This window comes from Variovorax sp. dw_308 (genome assembly GCF_019207085.1).
In the GTDB taxonomy this organism is placed as follows: domain Bacteria; phylum Pseudomonadota; class Gammaproteobacteria; order Burkholderiales; family Burkholderiaceae_C; genus Variovorax.
The window spans coordinates 35,298-55,092 of record NZ_JAATOM010000031.1 but is presented as its reverse complement, the minus strand read 5'-3'; the positions used below and the strand labels follow the sequence as shown (position 1 = coordinate 55,092).

Genomic DNA, 19,795 nt, shown 5'->3' with positions numbered 1-19,795 from the left:
AAGCGACCGCTTTTCAGTTGATGATCAGCTGATCTCATCGGGACGGTCTGGTCGCCGGGTTCCGTCGGCGGCCCGATGCGCGCTTGAATCGGTCGTGGCGCGACGCCGCTGACCTTTCTTGCCGGGAAAGCTTTATTGGCCTCGGAACCCTCGGCCCACCGAAGCAAATCCAATGTGCCTTGACGTGTGTCGTCGGTGATTGGCCATGACTCCCAACCCGCCGTATTGACGCAGTTTCGACTTATCTGCCAAACAACGTTTCCATAGGCCACGCGTTGCTCGTCAGCACCGTAGTGCGCGTAGCTAATGGGATGATATATGTTGGTTATTTCCGCACGGAAGGTCTTTACTTCATTCAGATATCGAATTGTTCTGCTAAAACTTCCGCCTCCCATTTTTGCATCAAGATCGGCTGGATTGATCCATTCTTCACGTAGCAGTGAATACCACTTTCCTTTGACACTGTATATTTCCGAATAAGGATCATTGTTGCGCGGCCAACTTGCCAATGGGTGCGACCGATCCTGGTGTGTGACTTTTAGCCATCCATTGCCATATTCTTGATTTGGTAAAAGTTCAAGCCCTCCGGGTGAATTCGCGAGAAAAGCAGTGACTTCATCGCCAAAATTTCCTATGATCTTTGAGGCGACGCTCGCCTCTATTTGCTTTGGGTCGGTGTGAGCCATTCCCGGATCTTCAAAGCCCGCGCGAATGCGCTTGTAGGCGGCCGCCGCTCCTATTGCGGGTTGAACTCCATGCACAATACCAAGAACGCTCGACTCTAAGCCACCATATTTTGGATGGATTAGTGCTCGGGCCAGCAAGCCTCCCATACTGTGTGTGACCAGGATGACTTTATTGCATTCAAATCCGTCGTGATCATATTTTTTAATCAAATCAGAAATTCTGCGTGAAATTTCATCCGCGTTTGTTGCGCACGGCTTCAGCCAGTTGTAGCCCATTGCATATACTGGAAAAATGCACCCTGTCACTGCCTTTTTCAATTCTTGTTCCGTAAGATGGTTTTGCGGCAGCGTTCGATCCGCCATCCAAATTGAGGGGTCTACTCCTACGACGTCACGCCACTCGGCACGCAGCGTGCCATCGACATAGATGTTGTTGAGGCGAGATTCAAGAAGTTCCAGCAACTGTCCATAGCTCCCGAAGTAGACCTCGCCCCACCCCCTGAGACGTGCTTTTTGGGCCGCGGTGAGGCTGTCCCTCTTGGTTGGAGGATCGTCCGTCAAATCGGGTGAGTTGAAGCCGTCAGTTAATTTCACTTTGGCGTGCCTCTCGTCGCCACTCACGTTCGACTCGCCGGTGGGGTCGTAGCGGTCCACGTCCGTCGTTGCTGGATCAAGTCGCAACTGCCGGTCGCGCGGTGAGGTGTTGGCCAATTCTCTGGCATTGGATCCGCCAATGTCGTCAGGGCGCCATGCCTTGTTGTCTTTTTGCCCGATCTTGCTTATTCGCTTCTTGTCGGTAATCTTGAGGTTCGAGCCCATGATTCCAGGCAAAAAGATGATCGGCAACACGCGCTTTGGGGCGAAATTGGCGATCTGTGGTGCGCGATCCTGTGCCGGTGTTGCAAAGCCCTCGGCCTTTTGTTGAGGGTGTGTGCGGAGATCCGTGGCCAGCTTGAAGCCTTCTTGCATGCGTTGTTCCCAATTCAATCGTTCAGGGGTTCAATGGTGTAGCGGCCGTAGGCGACGTTGCTGTCAAAGCGCTCTGTCCTCCCATGCGAGTCGGTCAGACCCTCTATGACCTTGCCGTCTTCAGTCGTGATGCGGTAGCGCTGGTTTTTCATCGGCTCGTTGGAGCCCTGCCAGCGCATCACTACTTGCTGATCGAATTCGCGCTTCGACGTCGGAACCTTGCGCTGCGGATTGCCTCCGCCCGCCCCACCGATGCTGAAGTCCGGCGACATGATGTGGTGCAGGCTCTGGCTTTGCTCCACGATGCGGCCGCTGGCGTAGTCGACTTGCACGCCCTGAGCGACATGGGTGATCCTGGGCGACTGGACGATGAATTCCTCGCCCGCGATGAGCATGATTCGCTTGGCCGCGATGACCTTCACATCGTCCTTGTGCGCCTCGATCTGCAGGTCGCCTTCCGCCGTCACAAGCTTCATTCCCTTGTGCGCGAAAGCGCTGAAGATGTCGGCTGCGCGCATCAACAGCTTGCGGCCGGCGCTGACCTGCGTGTTGCCCGCACTGACCGTATCGATGTGGCTCTGCGCGCCAAGCAGCAAGGCATCCTGGCTGGTCACCGCGATGCCTGCCGGCGCGTCGATTGCCACCATCGGCGCGCCGCCGCCCCGGCCTTGCTCGTTGACGTTGCTGCCGCCGTCCCAGTTCTTCAGTTGCGTGACGATCTTCTCGATGCGCGCCGTGTCGGTGTCATCGGCGTGATGGGTGCTGGACAGTTCGCCCAAGGTCTTGACGATGCCCTGTAGGTGCTCCGCCAGGCCGAGCAACGCCTGCCGCTCCAGCATGTTGCCGCCAGCGCGGGATTGCGGTTGCGCGGTGACATAAACGCCTTTGCCACCGCGAACCGCCACCTGCGCATCGCTGCGCGCTTCCAGCCCTTCGCCACGCGGCTCGCCCTTCCCATCGCTGCGGGGCTGCGTCAGCCAACCGCCGTTGAGCTGCGTGGCGGCGTACGACGAGCTCCACTGGATGCTGATCTGCCCCGGCGTGTCGTCGTATCGCAGTTGGTTGTAGCCCGAGCCTCGAATCTCGCGCGTCTTGATGCCTGAGAGATAGCGGTTGCTCGGCAACTCGCCCGCGTTGCTCCATTCCGCAGGCATGTTGCGGCCGTTGTGGACGATGCCGACGACGACGGGCTTGTCGGGGTCCCCGCCCTCGAAGTCGATGTACGCCTCCATGCCGATGCGCGGAATGAAGTTGGCGCCGAATCGATTCCCCGCCAGCGCCATGACGAAGCGCACCCACGCGCTGTCGCTGCCATTGCCGTTGGTGCCAGCGCCTTGGGCGTGTTCGTGGTCTTGCGGTTTGTAGCCCTGGAACTGGATCTTCACGCGGCCAAGTTCGTCGGTGAAGACCTCTTCGCCTTCCGGCCCGACGACGATGGCGGTCAGCGGGTGAACCCGCGGCAGATCGAGCGCCGGGTTCCACTTGGGCGCGATCGGCGTGTCGCGTCGCACGAGCCTGAAGGCGTTCTTGTAGCGCTTGTCGTCGTCGAGGGTGTGTTCGCCGTGGCCCGTCAGCAGGTGGACCTGGGCGTCGAGTTCCTTTGGCAGGTTGTTCTCGGCGCGGTGCGTCACTTCCAGCACGACGAATTCGCGCTCATGGTCCGGCAGCGTGTCGATGCGGGGGTGGCCGATGAGCTGGATGCATTCGCCCACGGCGAGATCGCGCACGCCGCTTTCTCCGCGCAGGCACTGTGCTTCGAATTCGTGGTGGCCCATGCGCCGGCGGGTGCGGCGACCCATGTCCGCCCAGTCGTCGCCTGCATGCGGGGTGTCGACCTGGACGTCGAGCAGGAGGGCTGCGAGTGCGGCGCCTTCGTCGCCTTGGTCGACGCCATTGCGGTCGCTCGACAGGTCGATGCGTGCTGCCTTGTAGTCCCTTGTCAGGCGCTCGACGGCACCAGCGACCAGCGTCTGCTCATGCACGATGCGGGTGATGGCGTCGCGGCGTTCGGTGGCGCGGTCGCCGTGGTAGCGCAACGGCCCGCCCGCGTACGATTCGAGGCGGGAGGTGTGGTCGAAGAGCACCATCTCGTGCTGCGGGATCTGGCCGTCATCGGCGCCGGCGCGGAAGAACCAGGAGATGCCGGAGCGCTTGAGCAGGCGCCGCAGGAAGGCCGCATCGGACTCGTTGAACTGATGGACGAACGCGCGAGGCGGGTAGTCTTCTGGCCGGGAGACGCGGGTGACATGGTTGAAGCATGCGGCCAAGGCGGAGCTGCGCTGGCGCCATTCGCCGAGCAGGACTTCGACGATGTCGAGATCGCTCTTGTCCCGAAAAATGCGGCTGTTGATTCGTCGTTCCAGCACGCTGAGCGCGTCGCGTGCTTCGAGTTCGTAGACGGTCAAACTGCCATCCGACTGGCCTGCCTTGGCGTGGGTGACGATCGCGCAGATGCGCCGGAGAGCACCCTGGTCGGTGACGATCTGGACTTCAACCGATTGGCCGATGAAGGATTTCAGAGGCAGGTTGGCATTGACACTGAGGCAGGTCAGCCGCGCCGCGATGCCGTCGTTGAGGGCTTCCTGCACATCGATGCGCTGCAGCAGCAGGTCGGCACCAATGATGTTGTTGCGGCCCACCTTCAGCCGCAAGGCGCGCCGTGATTGGGACAACGCTTCGGCCGCGATGAGCTCGCGCAACTCCGCCTGAATCGAGCGATTCATGGGCTACTCCCTGTGCTTCTTTGTTGTGAAAAACAGGGCGAGTCTAAGCGATGCCAGTCAGTTCGCGCGCGCGGCTACCTGGCATGAATAGTGACTTTTGCTGCAGTCGCGCGCCGACGTCCAGGCCGCGGCCGAATACGACTTCGCGATCAAACGCATAACTGCGTTGGATCGCCTTGCCGTGCTACAGCACTGTCTGCGGCGCGCCGCCTTGTTCTACGCTTGACGCGGCCGTTGCCATCGCGCCAAGCTGGACGGGCACGAGGTGCGCGTGGCGCGCGACGGCCAGCAGGCGCTGGCCGAACTGGCCGCGTTCAAGCCGCACGTCGTCATCCTCGACATCGGGCTGCCGGTGCTCGAATGTTATGAGTTGCGCGGCGCATCCGGCTGCTGGCCGAGGGCCGAGGCATCCTGCTCATCGCGCTGACCGGCTACGGCCAGCTCAGCGACCGGCAAGCCGCGGTCGATGCGGGATTCGACAAGCACTTCGTCAAGCCGGCGGATACGACGTTGATGCTGGCTTGCATCGACGCATGGCGGGCGCGGGCGGGTGCTTCGGGTTGAGGAGGTGTGCAGCCGTCCGGCGATCCCATGTTGACGCGCTGTTGGTTCCTGGGATTCCTGAGAGCGCCTACCGCTCTCGCACAATCGGTCAATTGAGCCCATCGTCCGGTTCAAGCGCAGCAGCGCTGTCCACAAGCGCGAAAGGAAGCAAGTTGCAAGTCAAACGGATAGTCGCCAATTTCGAGGCGCATGACCCCTCCCGGGCCCGGGCGTTCTATCAGGACGTCCTTGGCCTCGAGCTTTTGATGGACCACGGCTGGATTCAGACCTATGGCTCTCCGACCGAGATGGCCGTTCAGGTGAGCTTCGCCGCGGAAGGTGGCTCCGGCACTCCGGTGCCGGACCTGTCGATTGAAGTGGATGATGTGAACGCTGCGCTCGAACGCATGAGGGCTGCCGGCTTCTCCATCGAATACGGACCTGCTGACGAACCCTGGGGAGTCCGCCGGTTCTTCGTTCGCGACCCATTCGGGAAGCTGGTCAATATCCTTGCGCACACCTGATTGAGCGCCGTCCGGAGGCATCCCTCCCCGACGAGATTCGGCCCAGGCGCAGACACTGAACGTGATGCGGTTCCCAGGGCACTCGACACGAAATCCATTGACTATGACTAACAGCGTGGAGAAACTGTTTGCAAACGACGGTTCGGCTTGAGTTTCGAGAATGCCCACGAAATTCCATCTTCGGTATCGATTGACCGACACCTGAACAGCATGTCCCCCGACCCCGATGCGAAGCCCGGCTCCGACGTTCCCGCCAGCGAGCAAGCCGGTATCGCACGGCGAAATATCAGGATTTTCATATCCTCCCCCAGCGACGTTCGCCCGGAGCGGCTGAACACGAAACGCCTGATCGAAAAGCTGGATCGCGAGTTCGGGCATCACTTCCGGGTGGAGCCGGTGCTCTGGGAATGGGAGCCGCTCGTAGCCACAGGACATTTCCAGGACTCGATTACGCCGCCTCGCGAGACGAACATCGTGGTCGTGATTCTGTGGTCCCGGCTCGGCGTGCCGTTGCCGACCGACAAGTTCCTGGGGGCCATCACCGGCCGCCCCGTCACCGGGACCGAATGGGAGTTCGAGGATGCCTTCGCGGCAGCACGGCAGGGCGGCGAACCCGAACTGCTGTTCTACCTGAAAACCGCCGAGGTCAAGGGTTCGCTGGAGGACGAAACCGCATTGCTCCAACAGCTCGACCAGAAGAAGCGGGTCCTGGATTTCATCCAGCGATGGTTCGTGGACGCGGCTTCCAAATCCTTCAAGCTTGCCTACAGCAGTTTCGTCGACACGGCCGACTTCGAGGAAACCCTGGAGACGCATTTGCGGGAGCTCCTGGAAAGGCGGCTGAACCTGGCCGAAGGTGCGTCGGTGGAGGGCGGCATTCGATGGCATCAGGGCAGTCCCTACCGGGGCCTGGAGTCCTTCGAGCTGGAGCATGCCCAGGTGTTCTTCGGCCGGACCCGGGCGCGCAACGAAATACGAGAACGCCTGGCACGCCAGGCGGATGCCGGTTGCGCCTTCGTCCTGGTTTTTGGCGCCAGCGGCAGCGGCAAGTCGTCCCTGGTCAAGGCGGGATTGCTGCCTGACCTCAAACTGCCCGGCATGATTGGCCAGGTCGCCGTGTGCCGCCACGCAGTGTTGCGTCCGGCCGATGCCCGGGGCGACTTGCTAGGCCATCTCGCCACTGCGATCCTCAGCGCTACTGCCCTGCCCGAACTGGCGGACCTGCAGTACGACCCGGCCGCGCTGGCGAAGCTGCTGCGGGAAGCCCCCAACCAGGCGAGGCAGCCTATCCTGCAGGGCCTGACGGCCGTCGGGAAAACAGAGCGACTCACCGAGCGCGCTGAGGCGCGACTGCTGCTCGTGATCGACCAGCTGGAGGAACTGTTCACGCTGGACGGGCTGCCCCCTCTGGACAAGATTGCCTTTGTTGCGGCGCTTGAGGGGCTGGCGAAATCGGGCCTGGTCTGGGTCGTGGCGACCATGCGCAGCGACTTCTTCGACCGGTTGGACAGTGTGCCGGCCCTGGCCCAACTCGCCGCCGGCGAGGCGCGTTATCTCTTGACGCTCCCAACGCCCGCGGAAATTGGCCAGATCGTCCGCCAGCCGGCTCGTGAAGCCGGGTTGCGCTTCGAGTTCGATCGGGCACGCGGCCTGGGCCTCGACGACGAACTCTGCCAGGCAGCGGCCCGGGCGCCGTCGGCCCTTCCCCTGCTCGAATTCACCCTGGACCAGCTTTGGCAACGCCGCACCGAGAGGGACGAGCTGACCTTCGCCGCTTACGATGAAATGGGCGGCCTGGAGGGTGCCCTGGGCCGCCGCGCTGAAGAAGAATTTGCCCAGCTTCCGGCCGAGGTCCAGTCCGCTCTGCCGCAGGTCCTGCGGGCACTGGCGACAACGGGCCAGGGCTCCCGGGGCGCAGTGACGGCGCGGGTTGTTCCGCTGAAGGATTTCGTCCCCGGCAGCCCGCCGCGGCAGTTGGTGGACGCCTTTCTGGCGCCCAAGGCGCGGCTGCTGTTGGTCTGGGGCGACGAGGAGGAAGGACAGCAGCTGCGGGTGACGCATGAGGCACTGCTGACGCATTGGAATCGCGCGAAGGAACAACTCCTGCACGATCGTGCCGATCTGCAGACGCGGGATCGCCTGAAGGAGGCCGCGTCACTATGGCAGAACGCGCAGGGAGCCGACCGCACCAGCCGTTTGCTGCCCACCGGCTTGCCGCTGGCCGAAGCCGAGGATCTGCTGCAACGGCGCCGGGATGAATTGGACGGGACGGTCGTCGGCTACATCGAGGCGTCCACCATTGCGGCACGGGCCCAGGCGCGCCGTCAGCGCCGTCAGCTGCTCGCCGTCGTGGTGATTTTTGCCATGCTCGCCGTTGCGGCAAGTGCTACGGCTTTCTGGGCGATCCAGGCACGACAAGATGCGCTTGCAAAAACGGAAAGACTCCAGGCCGTTCTGCTACTGGTGGGGAAAGGCTCCCTCATCCGCGCCCGGAAGGAAGATCAAGGCCACGAATTCCGCGAGCTCCGATTGGAGAATCTGCGACATATCATGCCGGGGCTGCCAGCGCAGAAGGCGGAGGTATATCTTCCATACCTGCAGGTTGTGATGCACGAATTCGGAATCAATACGCCACTGCGCCAGGCCGCATTTCTCGCGATCATTGCCCACGAATCGGCGGAGCTGCGAGTCCTGGAGGAGATTTGGGGGCCGAATGCCTTCCAGCTGAAATACGAGATGAATAAATCCTTGGGTAACACACAGCCGGGTGACGGTCAGCGATTCAAAGGCAGAGGCGTCGTATTGATTACGGGGCGCTACAACTATGCGCGCTTCGGAAAACTTCTGGACATGGACTTTATTTCGAATCCGGAATTAATGAGCACGCCCGAGGTGGCTATTCTGATTGGCGCAGATTTCTGGGAAGAGAAAGGGTTGAATAAATTTGCAGATGTTGGTGATATTTCAACAATTCAGAGGCGAGTCAGTGGAGGACTCCTTCGACTTGATGGTTTATCGAAATATTATCAAAGGGCAAAAGAAACCTTCGGGATAAGTGACGGTATCCGAAATCCCGCGGCGAATGGAAATGGGGGTCAAACGAGCGTGCCAACCGCCGCTGGTGCGGCTCCCGGCCCGTCAGCCCTGACCGGTGCTCGGTCTGAAGCTGCGGCACCCGCGGTTGCTCCAACGCTTCCAGTGCCGGCCGCCTCTCCAAGGTAACGCGACCGTTGTCCTGTAGTTTTGAGGGCGCGGCTTTCGGTCGACTGGGTCAGTTGGGCTATTCGTTGCACGGATCTTGTCCGTGGCGCATTTACGGGTGGCTCAAGCCACACGTCGTCATCCTCGACATCGGGCTGCCGGTACTTGAGGGTTACGAGGTGGCGCGGCGCATCCGGCTGCGGCCGGAGGGCAAGAACACCCTGCTCATTCGCGCTGACCGGCTACGGCCAACTCAGCGACCGGCAAGCCGCGGTCGATGCGGGTTTTGATAAGCACTTCGTCAAGCCGGCGGATACGACGTTGATGCTGGCTTGCATCGACGCATGGCGGGCGCGGGCGGGTGCTTTGGGTTGCGGTGTCGGTTCTTGGGTCCGATCCGCGCTTTCGCCGCCGAAGACGCACGGCTTGACGCCACGAGATGGCCGGCCTGAAGATCGGACGCCACGAGCGTGGGCGTTCGCATCAGCGTAGGAGCAACTTCGAATGAGTGTTCAACCTGGCGCAGGCAGCCCCATCGGTCCAGCGGAGTTGAAGCACCGCACGATCCATCGCCGCGCAATGGAGGCCGTCATCTGGGGCATTCCTGCGGTGAACTACGACTTGATGTTCCAGTCGATGGTCCGCGATGCCAAGGGCGCGGTGAACCAGATCCTGTACTGGTCGCGGCTGGCGGACTGGAAGAACCAGTTCCTGACGCCCAACCCCGACACGATCTACTTCATGCCCTTTTTCAGTACCAAGGGCACGGGTCCGATGGTGCTCGAGATCCCGCCCGCGGGTGATGACGGTTCGATCACCGGCACGATCATGGACAGCTGGCAGGTCGCCCTTGAAGACGTCGGCCCAGCCGGTCTGGATGCCGGCAAGGGCGGCAAGTACCTGATCTTGCCGCCGGGATACAAGGAGCCGGTTCCTGTGGGCTTCCTGCTCCTGGCGTCGGCCACCTTCCAGGGCTACGCCCTCCTGCGCTCGATACTGAAGAGCCGCACGGACGAAGATGTTGCCAAGGCGGTCGCCTACGGCAAACGCATCAGGCTCTATCCGCTTTCTGCTGCATCACGCCCTCCCGAGACCGCGCTCATCGACGCCATCGACGTCGTGGTCTCCGGGGTCATTCCGTACGACACGCGGTTCTTCGAGTCTCTGCATCGCATGGTCCAGGCTGAGCCGTGGATCGAGCGCGATCGCGCCATGATCGATCCGCTGAGGTCGCTCGGCATCGAACAGGGCAAGCCGTTCAAGCCCGATGCGGCCACGACCGGACTGCTCGAATCCGCCGCACAGGAGGCGCTGGCGCTGTTCGACCTGCGCTACGAGACCACCTACGAGCCGCACAACGAGGGCAAGCGATGGTTCCTGCCCGCCGACAAGACGCTGATGGATTCCGTGCAGACCGGATTCACCAAAGCCGATGTCTATCCGACGGATGGCCGGGGAACGCTCTTTTACTTTGCGTACAGCATGGTCAAGCACCTGGGTGCGGGACAGTTCTACCTGTTCGTCAGCCGCGACAGCGATGGCAATCCGCTCGATGGCGGCAGCACCTACCGTCTGCGTGTGCCGCCCGATCCTCCCGTGCGCCAATACTGGTCTGCAGTCCTCTATGACTTCGCAACGCACGCGCTCATTCGCGACATGCCCTGCGCCAGCCGTTCCTCGCAGTCACCTGGTTTGCAGACCCATCCCGATGGCTCGGTCGATGTGTACTTCTCGCCGAAGGCCCCCGAAGGCAAGGTATCGAACTGGATTCCGACCGATGCCAACGGCCGTTTCGAGGCGCTCTTCCGCTTCTACGGCCCGGGAAGCCGCTGTTCGACAAGACCTGGGTGCTGCCGGACATCGAAAAGATCGATTGAATCGGTCGGACGGACGCAATTTCACAGGAGCGGAAAAATCATGAAACAGACGACCACCGCCACGAAGACCGGAAAGCCTGCGGACTGGGCGACCGAAGAGGCCGCGTACACGCTTGGCGTTCAGGCTTACCTGTGGGGCGTGCCCTTCGTGGAGTACGGGAAGACCTCGGTCGGCGGTGTGAAGGCCCGAGCTGTCGCACTGAACAGCTTTCACAAATATCCGGCGCTGAAGACCGCCAAAGACCGCTTCATCGTGACGCCGAACAACGTCACGATCGACGGTTACGGGGTGTGCGATCTGCGCGACGAGCCCGCGGTCATCTTCGTACCCAGGCTGGCAGATGATCGCTGGTACATCGTGCAGCTCGGCGACCACTACGACGAGATCTTCCACAACATCGGCGGCATCAAGGGGCAGCAGCCTGGCGTGTATCTGGTGACGGGGCCGGACTTCAGTGGCGCAATCCCGGGAGAGATGACGCAATTGCGCTCACGCACCCGCTGGGCCGCCGCCGGGCTGCGCGTCTTCGTGAACGGCGACGCAGACTTGCCAGCGGCCGTCGAGGCCCAGAAGGGCTTCCAGCTGATGCCCTTGTCGGCGTACCTGAAGCAAGGCCTCGCCTTTCGGCCGCAGGAGAGTTCCATCTACGCATTGCCCCAGCTTCCCTCCGCTGATGCACCGGAGGGTCTTCGCTTCTTCGAGCAGCTCGGACACTGGATGAAGTCCTGGCTGCCCGCGACAACGGGCAACAGCGATACCCTGGTCAACAGCTTTCAGAAAATCGGACTGAGCACCTCGCGTGGCTTTGAATGGGCCGAGCTCGGCGAGCCGGTGAAGCGGGGCCTTGCGCGAGCGGTCAGTTCGGGCGAGCAGATCGTGGATGCGGCGTGGGCCTCGACGGGGGAGACGACGAATGGCTGGAAGTACACATTCTCCGGCGGCCGCGCCGGGCATGACCTCGCGCTTCGGGCGGCGCTCGCCAGGTACGAACTTGGCGCGCAGTTGTCGGACCAGGTCATCTACCCGAATTGCGCCGTCGATGCGCATGGCGCCCCTCTGGATGGCGCGAACAGTTATGTACTGCACTTCGGAAAGGGGCAGCAGCCCCCTGTGTCGGTCTTCTGGAACCTGGCGATGTACGGCGCCGACATGTTGTTCGTCGAGAACGAATTCGGGCGCTGCAGCATCGGCAGCACGACCGATGGGCTGAAGCAGGCGGCCGACGGTTCCTTGAGCATCGTCATTCAGAGCGCGAAGCCCGATGACACGTCCAACTGGCTCCCGGCCCCTGCAGGCCCGTTCAATGTCACCATGCGCCTCTACGGGCCCAGGACGTCGGTGCTGGATGGGTCCTATCGTCTTCCGCCGATCATGAAGCAAGCTTGATTTGATTGCGTCGGGACATGGCGCGAGTGACTGCTCGGAGGCGCAAATGTCGCCGATGGGTAGGGCAGTTCAGGGCTCGAAGCGGCTGTTCGTTGGCTACGGGGTTGCCACGATGTCCTCCAGCTTCCACGTCTTGTCGAAATAGGCTTGAGATGGCCCATAGAAGCGGAAGATCGGAAACCATCCCTTGCCGGCAACAGTCTTGATCCAGTTCTTCGCCTTCGTGGGCGCGCTCGGCCCGAAGTAGATGTCGATGGAGCCGTCAGGATTGACTTCGGGCCTGGTATAGCTGCTGACCGAAGGGAGTGGCTCTCCGTTCTGCAATTCCGACCTGCTCAGTGAGTCGTACACAACGACCGACCAGAAATTGCCGGCTGGAATCCTGGGTAGGACATGAAGCTGATAACTCTTGGCGCCATCGAGGAAGCGTCCGTCTGCATCCCGGTATGTCCAGAGGTACTGCGAACCTTGGCCGACATTCTTTTCCATCATGGCGGGCGAGTTGCCAGCGGCCATGTAGTAAACGTTGTTCCTCGCTTCGATCTGCGGCGCTCCATCACGCGAGAACGTGTAGGTCATGCCGTCCGGGATGCCTTGCCACTTGCGGTCGGGGTAGTACGGTGAGCCGGTTGCATACGTATTGGCCCGGGCCATGGCGCCACCCAGCCGCGCAGCTTCGGACAGGAGCGCCTTCATCCTGTCGTCGGGCTTGAAAGGCTTCCCCTTCTCGATGCCGATGGACTGCATCATGGAGCGTTCCAGCGGGCCGAAGCTCTCGAGTGGTTCCTCGTTCACGATCACGGAGAGCAACTCAAAGAAGCGGAAGTTATCGGGAAACAAGGTGTCGATGTCCCTGCCGGAGCCATTCAGGAATTCCATCTCGGGAGGGGTCTTCGCAGCCGCGAGCGGATACACCTTGATCTGCTTCATGAGGCTGACGGCTTGATCCGTCTTGCCTTCTGCCTGGAAGCCGCGTACCGCGAACGTCACCGAGTAGGTGGGCGAACGGACGACGAAATAGCCCTTTGGCACAGCTCCCTTGAAACCCGGCGGCAGGACAAGAAACTTGCCGCCTTTCCCCTTATCCGGCCCCAGCGGTCCAATGTCCGCGAGATACCGCTGTAGCCCATCCTGCAGGAAGCCGAGCATGTGCGCAGGCGCCTCTACCACCGTGGGCCCATCCGCCCCGAGTGCGAGGTGGGAGATGCCGTAGACGGTCTCGGTGTTGGCGGTCAGGAGGACTGTCTGTGGCCCCATGAGCTTTTCCCAAACGACCACCTGCGCCGGCTTTGTCGCGCCGAAGGCACGAAGCCCTTCTCGCAAGGCCACTTCGCTGACCGGCATCAATTGGGTGAGGTAAACCTCGGTGGCCCGATTGAGGGTCTGCAGGTCAAGGAGGCGCTGGGCGGTATCGCCCTCGGGGTAGCCGTTCTTGAACTCGAAATTCCCGGATCGGCTCTTCAAAGTCTCCGTGCCGAGCCAGCCATGAGGCTCGACTTGCTGGCCGCCGACCGATGTCGAATCAGCCACGCCGCCAGCAAGTGAGGCGGCAGCGAGCAGGACAGAAGACTTCCGAGTGGGCATGACAGTACCTCCGCTCAAGATTCCACTGTAGACAGATCACTTGGGCGTGGGCATTGCCCATTGGTGCAGGCAAGCGGATCAACGGCCAACGGATGAAGCGATGTGAACGCTCCAAGGGCGAAGGACCCACCGCAGTGCAGTTCGAGATGACGCAAGTGACGCGCGACGCATTGCAAAGGTGGATCAAGCCAGCAGGATCGAAGCCCGAGTCGTGTCCACGACTCGCCGCATCGAGGGACTCGGCACTACGCTCGAATGCCGGAGGGCGGGGTCGAGGAGCGCGGCTTTGATTGGAAAGCGAGGCTCGGCGCTCGTGGTGCCGATGGCCCGGCGCCAGGCACTGCTTTCACTGTCGCCGGATACTGTTCGGACCACCCACTGACGAGCGAAGCATGCAACTCCCGAAGTTCGGACTCATCCCCTGGTTGCTCCTCGGTGCCACGCCAGTGGTTGCGCAGATCAACGCCGGAACTCTGCCCCCCGACCCATCGCCTCCGTTCAAGCTCACGAAGGTCGCGCAGTTCGATCTGCCATGGCGCATCGCCTTCCTGCCGGACGGACGCATGCTGGTCACCGAGAAGATCGGCAAGCTCTTCCTGGCGACCCAATCCGGGCAGAAGCTCGAAGTCACCGGCGTGCCGCCGGTGCTGTACGAAAGGCAGAACGGCCTGCTCGGCGTCTACCTGGCCCCGTCCTATTCGAGCGACGGGGCGATCTACCTGACCTATTCGGAGCCCGGACAGGACCCGGGCACCTCGAGCCTGGCGCTCGCCCGCGCGACGCTCAAGATCAGCGCCGGCAACGCCTCGCTGGAAGACCTGAAGGTCGTCTGGCACGACCCGATCAAGGGCAAGGGGGGCCAGGTCGGCGCTGCAGTGGCCTTTTCGCCTGACCAGAAATTTCTCTTCCTCACGGCTGGCGATCGGCAGCGATTCACCCCCGCCCAAGACCCGAACCAACCGGCCGGCAAGATCCTGCGACTGACCCTGGACGGCAAGCCCGCACGAGGCAACCCCATGGAGGGCAAGACTGGCGCACCATCGGTCCCGGTGATCGATCCGCCACGAGACACGGAGGCCGCCAAGACTGCGCCCGTCGTGCGCACCCATGTTTTCGACGGCCCCAATCTGACGCCGTCCGAAACATGGAGCTCGGGGCATCGCACGCCCTACGGCCTCGCGTTCGCGCCGGATGGCCGCCTTTGGGAACTCGAGCATGGGCCGCGCGGCGGCGACGAACTCAACCTGATCGAGCCGGGCAAGAACTACGGTTGGCCGCTCGTCTCCTATGCAGTGAACTACGACGGCGTGCCCATTGCGAACCCCGACACGCGCCCCGACCTCGCCAAGCCCGCGATCTACTGGACGCCCGTCCTCGCGCCCGGCAACCTGATGTTCTACAGCGGCGCGATGTTTCCGCAGTGGAAGGGCTCAGCGTTCGCGCCCGGCCTCGTCAGCCGTGCCCTGCACCGGATCGAGGTGCACGGCGCGATCGCGACACCGGCTGAGCACTGGATGGTCGGCTTCCGCGTCCGCGACGTCGAGCAGGCGCCGGATGGCGCGCTGTGGTTGATCGAGGATGACCACGACGGCGGCTTGTATCGGCTCACGCCGAAATGACCCGTATGTAGCTACAGCCCGGCGTGCAGCGCCGTGATTGCGGCGATGGCTTCATGCCTTGCCTCGTGAAACGCCTGTCGCCTGGACCGCGAGCCCGACTCCGCAAGGTTGACGGGCTCCCGGTCGTCGATCCGATACGACCAGCTCCACCGATCTCCGCTTTGCCACGCGTCAGTTATGACCTGATGCCCATGGTGTTCAAAGCTCGTGTTTTTCATCTGCTGTCTCGATCGAAGCAACCTGATGAGATGTTTGCCAAAAGCGCCACCAAGGCCTGGCCTCGCGTTGCTCATCGCTGCTCAGAGGCGATTTGACCGTCGTGACGCCACCGAAACGTCTGTTCATTTCGTCCTCGTACAGCCAGACCATCCGCTCGGCATCGGGCGTTCGCTCGCATCGCCGGGCCTGCCAGTGTCGGGTTGACGCAATGAGGTCCTTGTCTGTCAGTGTCTCGAGGTCCGCTGGGGAATCATCTGTTTGCTTCATCAATCGACCTTGCGCCTTGCCGGTCGTTGTTGATGTCAGCGCAACGCGCGAATTTCAGGGGCAACCCGTCTGATCTCCGCCACACTGGCACTCTCGAGCGTGGGCAGCGCGCTTGCGCAACATCGTGACCACGGCCCAGACCGCGATGGACGCGTGCTGCTGAAGCTCGCGCTGGTCGCGTGGGTGCCGGGCATGGGGGGCAGCGGCTCCAGTAGCGCGGTCGCGTTGCCGGGGCTGGAACAAGCCCTACGATTCCAGGCGGCGCAGGCTTCGCGCCAGAACAATCAAATCAATATCCAGGAGACCGGAACCACCATGTCCAAGCCGACAGACTTCACAGCCATCCTCGCCAAATGGGAGGCAGAGCAACCCGATACCGCGGCCATCACCTTCGGCGCATCGAGTTGGACATGGGCCGAACTGGCCACGCGCGTTCGGCGCAATGCGGCGGCCCAGCGCGCCGCCGGCCTCGTGCCCGGGGACCGCATCGCCGTGCTGGATCTCAACCATCCCTCGTGCCTCGAACTCACGCTGGCCTGCGCCCAGATCGGCACGGCCAATGCCGTCGTCAACTTCCGGCTGGCGCCGCCCGAGATCGCCTACGTGATCAACGACGCGCGGGCGCGCATCCTCTTCGTCGGGCCGGAGTTCGCCGCCGCCGTCGAGCAGTTGCGCGACAAGCTGCCGAGCGTCGAGCGCGTGATCCGCATCGGCGGCCCCGGCGACGAGTACGAGGCGTGGCTGGCGGCGCAGGCGCCCGATGCCGCGGTCCACCCGTCGGCGCCCGGCGACTGCTTCGTCCAGCTCTATACGTCGGGCACCACCGGCTTTCCCAAGGGTGCGATGCTCACCCACCGCGGGATGGTCGCGCACGCGCACAACGTCTGCGTCGACCAGTCGATCAACCCCGATTCGGCCGTGCAGGTCGCGATGCCGCTGTTCCATGTGGGCGGCACCAGCTATTCGCTCGCGGCACTGAGCCAGGGCGCGCACATCTTCATGGTGCGCATGCCGGACCCGGCGGCGGTGCTGGAGATGCTGGAGCGCGAGAAGATCACGCACACCTTCCTCGTGCCTGCGCTGCTGGCCATGATGGTCAAGGTGCCGGGCGCTGCCGGGCGTGACTACTCCGCCCTCAAGACCTTGTCCTATGGCGCTTCTCCCATGCCGCTGCCGGTGATGCGCGCGACCCTCGAGATCTTCCCCGGCGTGATGCAGCAGGTCTACGGCATGACCGAGCAATGCGGCGTCGTGAGCGTGCTCGGCGCGCCGGACCATGCGGACCCGGCGGTGGCGCATCGGCTGGTATCGGCGGGCAAGCCGATCCACGGCGTCGAGATCAAGGTCTGCGATCCGGTCACCGGCGAGCCGGTGCCTGCGGGTGAGCCGGGCGAGATCTGGGTGCGCAGCGAACAGGTCATGGGCGGCTACTGGGGCAAGCCCGAGGCCACCGCCGCGGCGATCACGCCGGATGGCTGGCTGCGCTCGGGCGACGGCGGCCACTTCGATGCGGACGGCTACATCTACGTCACCGACCGCATCAAGGACATGATCATCAGCGGCGGCGAGAACATCTATCCCGCGGAGATCGAGCGGGTCATGGTGGAGCACCCCTTGATCGAAGACGTGGCCGTGATCGGCGTGCCGGACGAGAAGTGGGGCGAGGTGCCCAAGGCCGTCATCGTCGCGCGGGCCGGCGCCACCATCGACACGGAACAGATGATGGCCTGGTGCCGCGAACGGCTGGCGTCCTTCAAGTGCCCCAAGTCCTTCGACGTCGTCGACGCACTGCCGCGCAACCCGACCGGCAAGGTGCTGAAGAAGGACTTGCGCAAGCCCTATTGGGAAGGGCGTTCGCGCCAGGTGGCGTAGCCCACGCATCGCCCTTTCGCGGTGCAGTGGCTCCCCTAAGGGCAAATCAGGATGCAGCCCGCGCCTGTGAGGACTGAGACTCGCTGCGGTAGGCAAGGCGAGGCAATGCCGCGCAGCGTGCGCCATGCACTGCACGCGATGACGGCCCGAACAGGATGCAGAGATTGAAGAAGTTCCACGTCTCGCAACAGGGCATCGTCTTCGTCCTGTTCGTGATCATGTTCGCCGGCTTTGCGCTGTTCCTGCGGGGCTTTGCGCAGCTGGACAACCTGCTCACGCTGCTGCAGAACGTGGCCATCCTCGGCATCCTCGGGCTCGGCATGTCGGTGGTGGTGATCGGGCGCGGCATCGACATCTCGATGATCGCGGCGCTGGCGGTGCCCTCGGGCCTGCTGCTGCAACTGGTGCAGAACGGCATGCCGATGGCGGCGGCCTGCGCGGTGGCCATCGGGCTGTCGCTGCTGTTCGGGCTGGTCAACGGCTGGCTCATCGCGTATGCGGAAGTGCCCTCGCTGTTCACCACGCTGGCCTCCGGGCTCTTCCTGGCGGGCTGCGGCCAGGCCTTCTTCTTCCAGCTCGAAGTGGTGCAGTGGCCGGCCGAACTCGACGGGATCGCCTGGATGGGCCGCGGCACCTTCGCCGGCGTGCCGATGCCGGTGGTGATGTTCGGCATCGCCGCCGCGGCGCTGGCGCTGTTCCTGAAACGGCTGCGCGCGGGCGCCTTCATCTACGCCATCGGCGACAACCCCTTCGGTGCGCGCGCGGCCGGACTGCCCACGCGGCCGATCATGGTGCTGCAGTACGTGATGGCGGCGCTGATCGGCGTGTTCGCCGGCATCGTGATGGCCGCGTCGGTCAACAGCATGCCCACGCGCATCTTCAACTCGACCATGATCTACGACGTGGTGCTGGTGGTGGTGCTGGGCGGCATCGGGCTCAGTGGCGGGCGCGGCGGCGTGCTCAACGTGATCATCGGCACGCTGCTCATCGGCACCATGCTCAATGGCATGACCATTCTGGACGTGTCGTATTCGGTGCAGAACATCGTCAAGGGCGTGGTGCTGCTCGTCGCGATCCTCGTGGACTCGGTCTTCAATCCGCGCAACGAGGAGACCGCCCAACAGGGCGACATATGACCACCCCCGAATGCGCCTGCGGCGCTCCCCCTCAAGGGGGCGCACCCAGCGGCCCGGCAAAGCCGGTTCCGCGGGTGCCCACGAACAGGCTTCGTTGGACTGGACCGGGATTGTTTTTCAGTGCCACACGCCAGGCCTCCATTGGCGCCAAGTAGACGAACGAAGGAGACTCTCATGTATCTCGGCAAGAGCTTGGCTATCGCAGCCTTTCTGACACTGGGCCTGGCGGGCGCGCAGCAGGCGTTGGCGCAGGGCAAGGGCCTGGACGAGCCGTTCCGCGAGGGCTACAAGAAGGCCCTCGACGGCAAGACGGTCGGCTTCATTCCGGTGGCCATGGGCTTCGACCTGTCGCAGGGCTGGTTCAACGGGCTGAAGAAGGAACTGGAGCCTTCGGGCATGAAGGTGGTCGTGCGCGACCCGAACTGGAACACCAACGCCGGCGCGCAGGCCTTCACCGCGCTCATCGCGGAGAAGCCGGCCGTCATCGTCATCCACAACCCCGACGTCGCCACCTACGCCAAGCTGATCTCCAAGGCCGAGTCCGAGGGCATCTACGTGGTGCAGATCAACATGCGCTCGGCGCAGGCGTCGACCGCCTTCGTCGGGGCCGACTGGGTCGACATCGGCGAGCGCACCACCACGGCGGTGGTCAATGCCTGCAAGGGCAAGTCGAACAAGATCGCGATCGTGCAGGGCGCGCCGACCGCCGCTGCGAGCGCGTACACGCTCAAGGGCGTGGAGAACGTGCTGGCCAAGAATGCCGACGTCAAGGTGGTGTCCAACCAGGCTGCGGACTGGGACGCGGCCAAGGCCAAGGCGCTCACGCAAACGGTGCTCAAGCAGAACCCGGACCTCTGCGGCATCGTCGGCTTCTGGGACGGCATGGACATCGGCACGGCCGCGGCCATCAAGGAGGCGGGCCTGACCGGCAAGGTGTTCCTGGCCACCTCGGGCGGCGGCGAGCAGAAGGGCGCCTGCGACCAGGTGAAGGCCGGCGCCATCGACTACGACCTGAGCTATGACGTGCCCACGCAGGCCAGCAACATGGCCGCGATGATCAAGTGGCTGGTGCAAGGCGGCATGAAGCCGGGCGTGGCCAAGCAGAACATCTACACCACGCTGATCCCGATCACCAAGGACAACGCCAGCGCCGACGGCACCTGCTGGAAGCTGACCGCCAGCAAGTGA

12 protein-coding genes are annotated in these 19,795 nt (G+C 63.1%); 8 read left to right on the top strand and 4 right to left on the bottom strand.

Going from position 1 to position 19,795, the window contains the following annotated elements:
* Together HCU76_RS32865 and HCU76_RS32860 are read right to left on the bottom strand one after the other, a co-directional pair.
* Positions 1–1,655 (bottom strand): triacylglycerol lipase (locus HCU76_RS32865; protein ID WP_218511609.1); only part of this gene is annotated, 1,655 nt, incomplete at its 3' end.
* A gap of 14 nt (positions 1,656–1,669) precedes the next feature.
* Positions 1,670–4,378 carry a type VI secretion system Vgr family protein gene (locus tag HCU76_RS32860; RefSeq protein WP_218511608.1) on the bottom strand — a complete coding sequence of 903 codons (2,709 nt, stop codon included), beginning with the start codon at positions 4,376–4,378 and terminating at the stop codon, positions 1,670–1,672.
* A gap of 271 nt (positions 4,379–4,649) precedes the next feature.
* On the opposite strand from HCU76_RS32860, the gene HCU76_RS32855 reads away from it, so the two are divergent.
* From HCU76_RS32855 to HCU76_RS32840, 4 genes are all read left to right on the top strand, one after another.
* A complete protein-coding gene (locus HCU76_RS32855; RefSeq protein WP_218511607.1) occupies positions 4,650–4,805 on the top strand; it encodes a hypothetical protein in 156 nt (51 codons plus the stop codon).
* 289 nt (positions 4,806–5,094) lie between these two features.
* Entirely contained in the window at positions 5,095–5,445 is a 351-nt protein-coding gene (locus HCU76_RS32850) for a VOC family protein (protein ID WP_213953820.1), read from the top strand.
* A 210-nt stretch (positions 5,446–5,655) separates the two neighbouring features.
* On the top strand, positions 5,656–8,667 hold the full coding sequence (locus tag HCU76_RS32845; protein WP_218511606.1) for an AAA family ATPase: 3,012 nt from the start codon (positions 5,656–5,658) through the stop codon (positions 8,665–8,667).
* Positions 8,668–9,225: 558 nt separating this feature from the next.
* Entirely contained in the window at positions 9,226–11,910 is a 2,685-nt protein-coding gene (locus HCU76_RS32840) for a DUF1214 domain-containing protein (RefSeq protein WP_218511605.1), read from the top strand.
* A 96-nt stretch (positions 11,911–12,006) separates the two neighbouring features.
* On the opposite strand, the gene HCU76_RS32835 is transcribed toward HCU76_RS32840, so the two are convergent.
* Positions 12,007–13,494 carry a DUF1254 domain-containing protein gene (locus HCU76_RS32835; RefSeq protein ID WP_218511604.1) on the bottom strand — a complete coding sequence of 496 codons (1,488 nt, stop codon included), beginning with the start codon at positions 13,492–13,494 and terminating at the stop codon, positions 12,007–12,009.
* A gap of 392 nt (positions 13,495–13,886) precedes the next feature.
* Here HCU76_RS32835 and HCU76_RS32830 point away from each other — a divergent pair, with 392 nt between their 5' ends.
* Positions 13,887–15,113: a PQQ-dependent sugar dehydrogenase gene (locus HCU76_RS32830; RefSeq protein WP_218511603.1), complete on the top strand. Its 1,227-nt coding sequence runs from the start codon at positions 13,887–13,889 to the stop codon at positions 15,111–15,113.
* Between the two features lie 198 nt (positions 15,114–15,311).
* Here the strand turns inward: HCU76_RS32830 and HCU76_RS32825 are convergent, their stop codons facing one another.
* Positions 15,312–15,599 (bottom strand): hypothetical protein, encoded by a 288-nt coding sequence (locus HCU76_RS32825; protein ID WP_218511602.1) that lies wholly within the window; start codon positions 15,597–15,599, stop codon positions 15,312–15,314.
* Positions 15,600–15,914: 315 nt separating this feature from the next.
* Between HCU76_RS32825 and HCU76_RS32820 the strand changes: the two genes are divergently transcribed.
* The 3 genes from HCU76_RS32820 (at position 15,915) to HCU76_RS32810 (ending at position 19,795) form a co-directional block, all read left to right on the top strand.
* On the top strand, positions 15,915–17,471 hold the full coding sequence (locus HCU76_RS32820; protein ID WP_218511601.1) for a long-chain-fatty-acid--CoA ligase: 1,557 nt from the start codon (positions 15,915–15,917) through the stop codon (positions 17,469–17,471).
* Between the two features lie 164 nt (positions 17,472–17,635).
* A complete protein-coding gene (locus tag HCU76_RS32815; RefSeq protein ID WP_213953828.1) occupies positions 17,636–18,607 on the top strand; it encodes an ABC transporter permease in 972 nt (323 codons plus the stop codon).
* A 174-nt stretch (positions 18,608–18,781) separates the two neighbouring features.
* Positions 18,782–19,795, top strand: coding sequence for a sugar ABC transporter substrate-binding protein (locus HCU76_RS32810; RefSeq protein ID WP_213953829.1), 1,014 nt, complete (start codon positions 18,782–18,784; stop codon positions 19,793–19,795).

Bases quoted from the DNA above. Each gene is read 5' to 3' on its own strand.
- HCU76_RS32860 (WP_218511608.1), bottom strand. From the start codon at position 4,378: ATGAATCGCTCGATTCAGGCGGAGTTGCGCGAGCTCATCGCGGCCGAA.
- HCU76_RS32825 (WP_218511602.1), bottom strand. From the start codon at position 15,599: ATGAAGCAAACAGATGATTCCCCAGCGGACCTCGAGACACTGACAGAC.
- HCU76_RS32810 (WP_213953829.1), top strand. From the start codon at position 18,782: ATGTATCTCGGCAAGAGCTTGGCTATCGCAGCCTTTCTGACACTGGGC.
- HCU76_RS32840 (WP_218511605.1), top strand. From the start codon at position 9,226: ATGGAGGCCGTCATCTGGGGCATTCCTGCGGTGAACTACGACTTGATG.
- HCU76_RS32820 (WP_218511601.1), top strand. From the start codon at position 15,915: ATGTCCAAGCCGACAGACTTCACAGCCATCCTCGCCAAATGGGAGGCA.
- HCU76_RS32830 (WP_218511603.1), top strand. From the start codon at position 13,887: ATGCAACTCCCGAAGTTCGGACTCATCCCCTGGTTGCTCCTCGGTGCC.
- HCU76_RS32845 (WP_218511606.1), top strand. From the start codon at position 5,656: ATGTCCCCCGACCCCGATGCGAAGCCCGGCTCCGACGTTCCCGCCAGC.
- HCU76_RS32835 (WP_218511604.1), bottom strand. From the start codon at position 13,494: ATGCCCACTCGGAAGTCTTCTGTCCTGCTCGCTGCCGCCTCACTTGCT.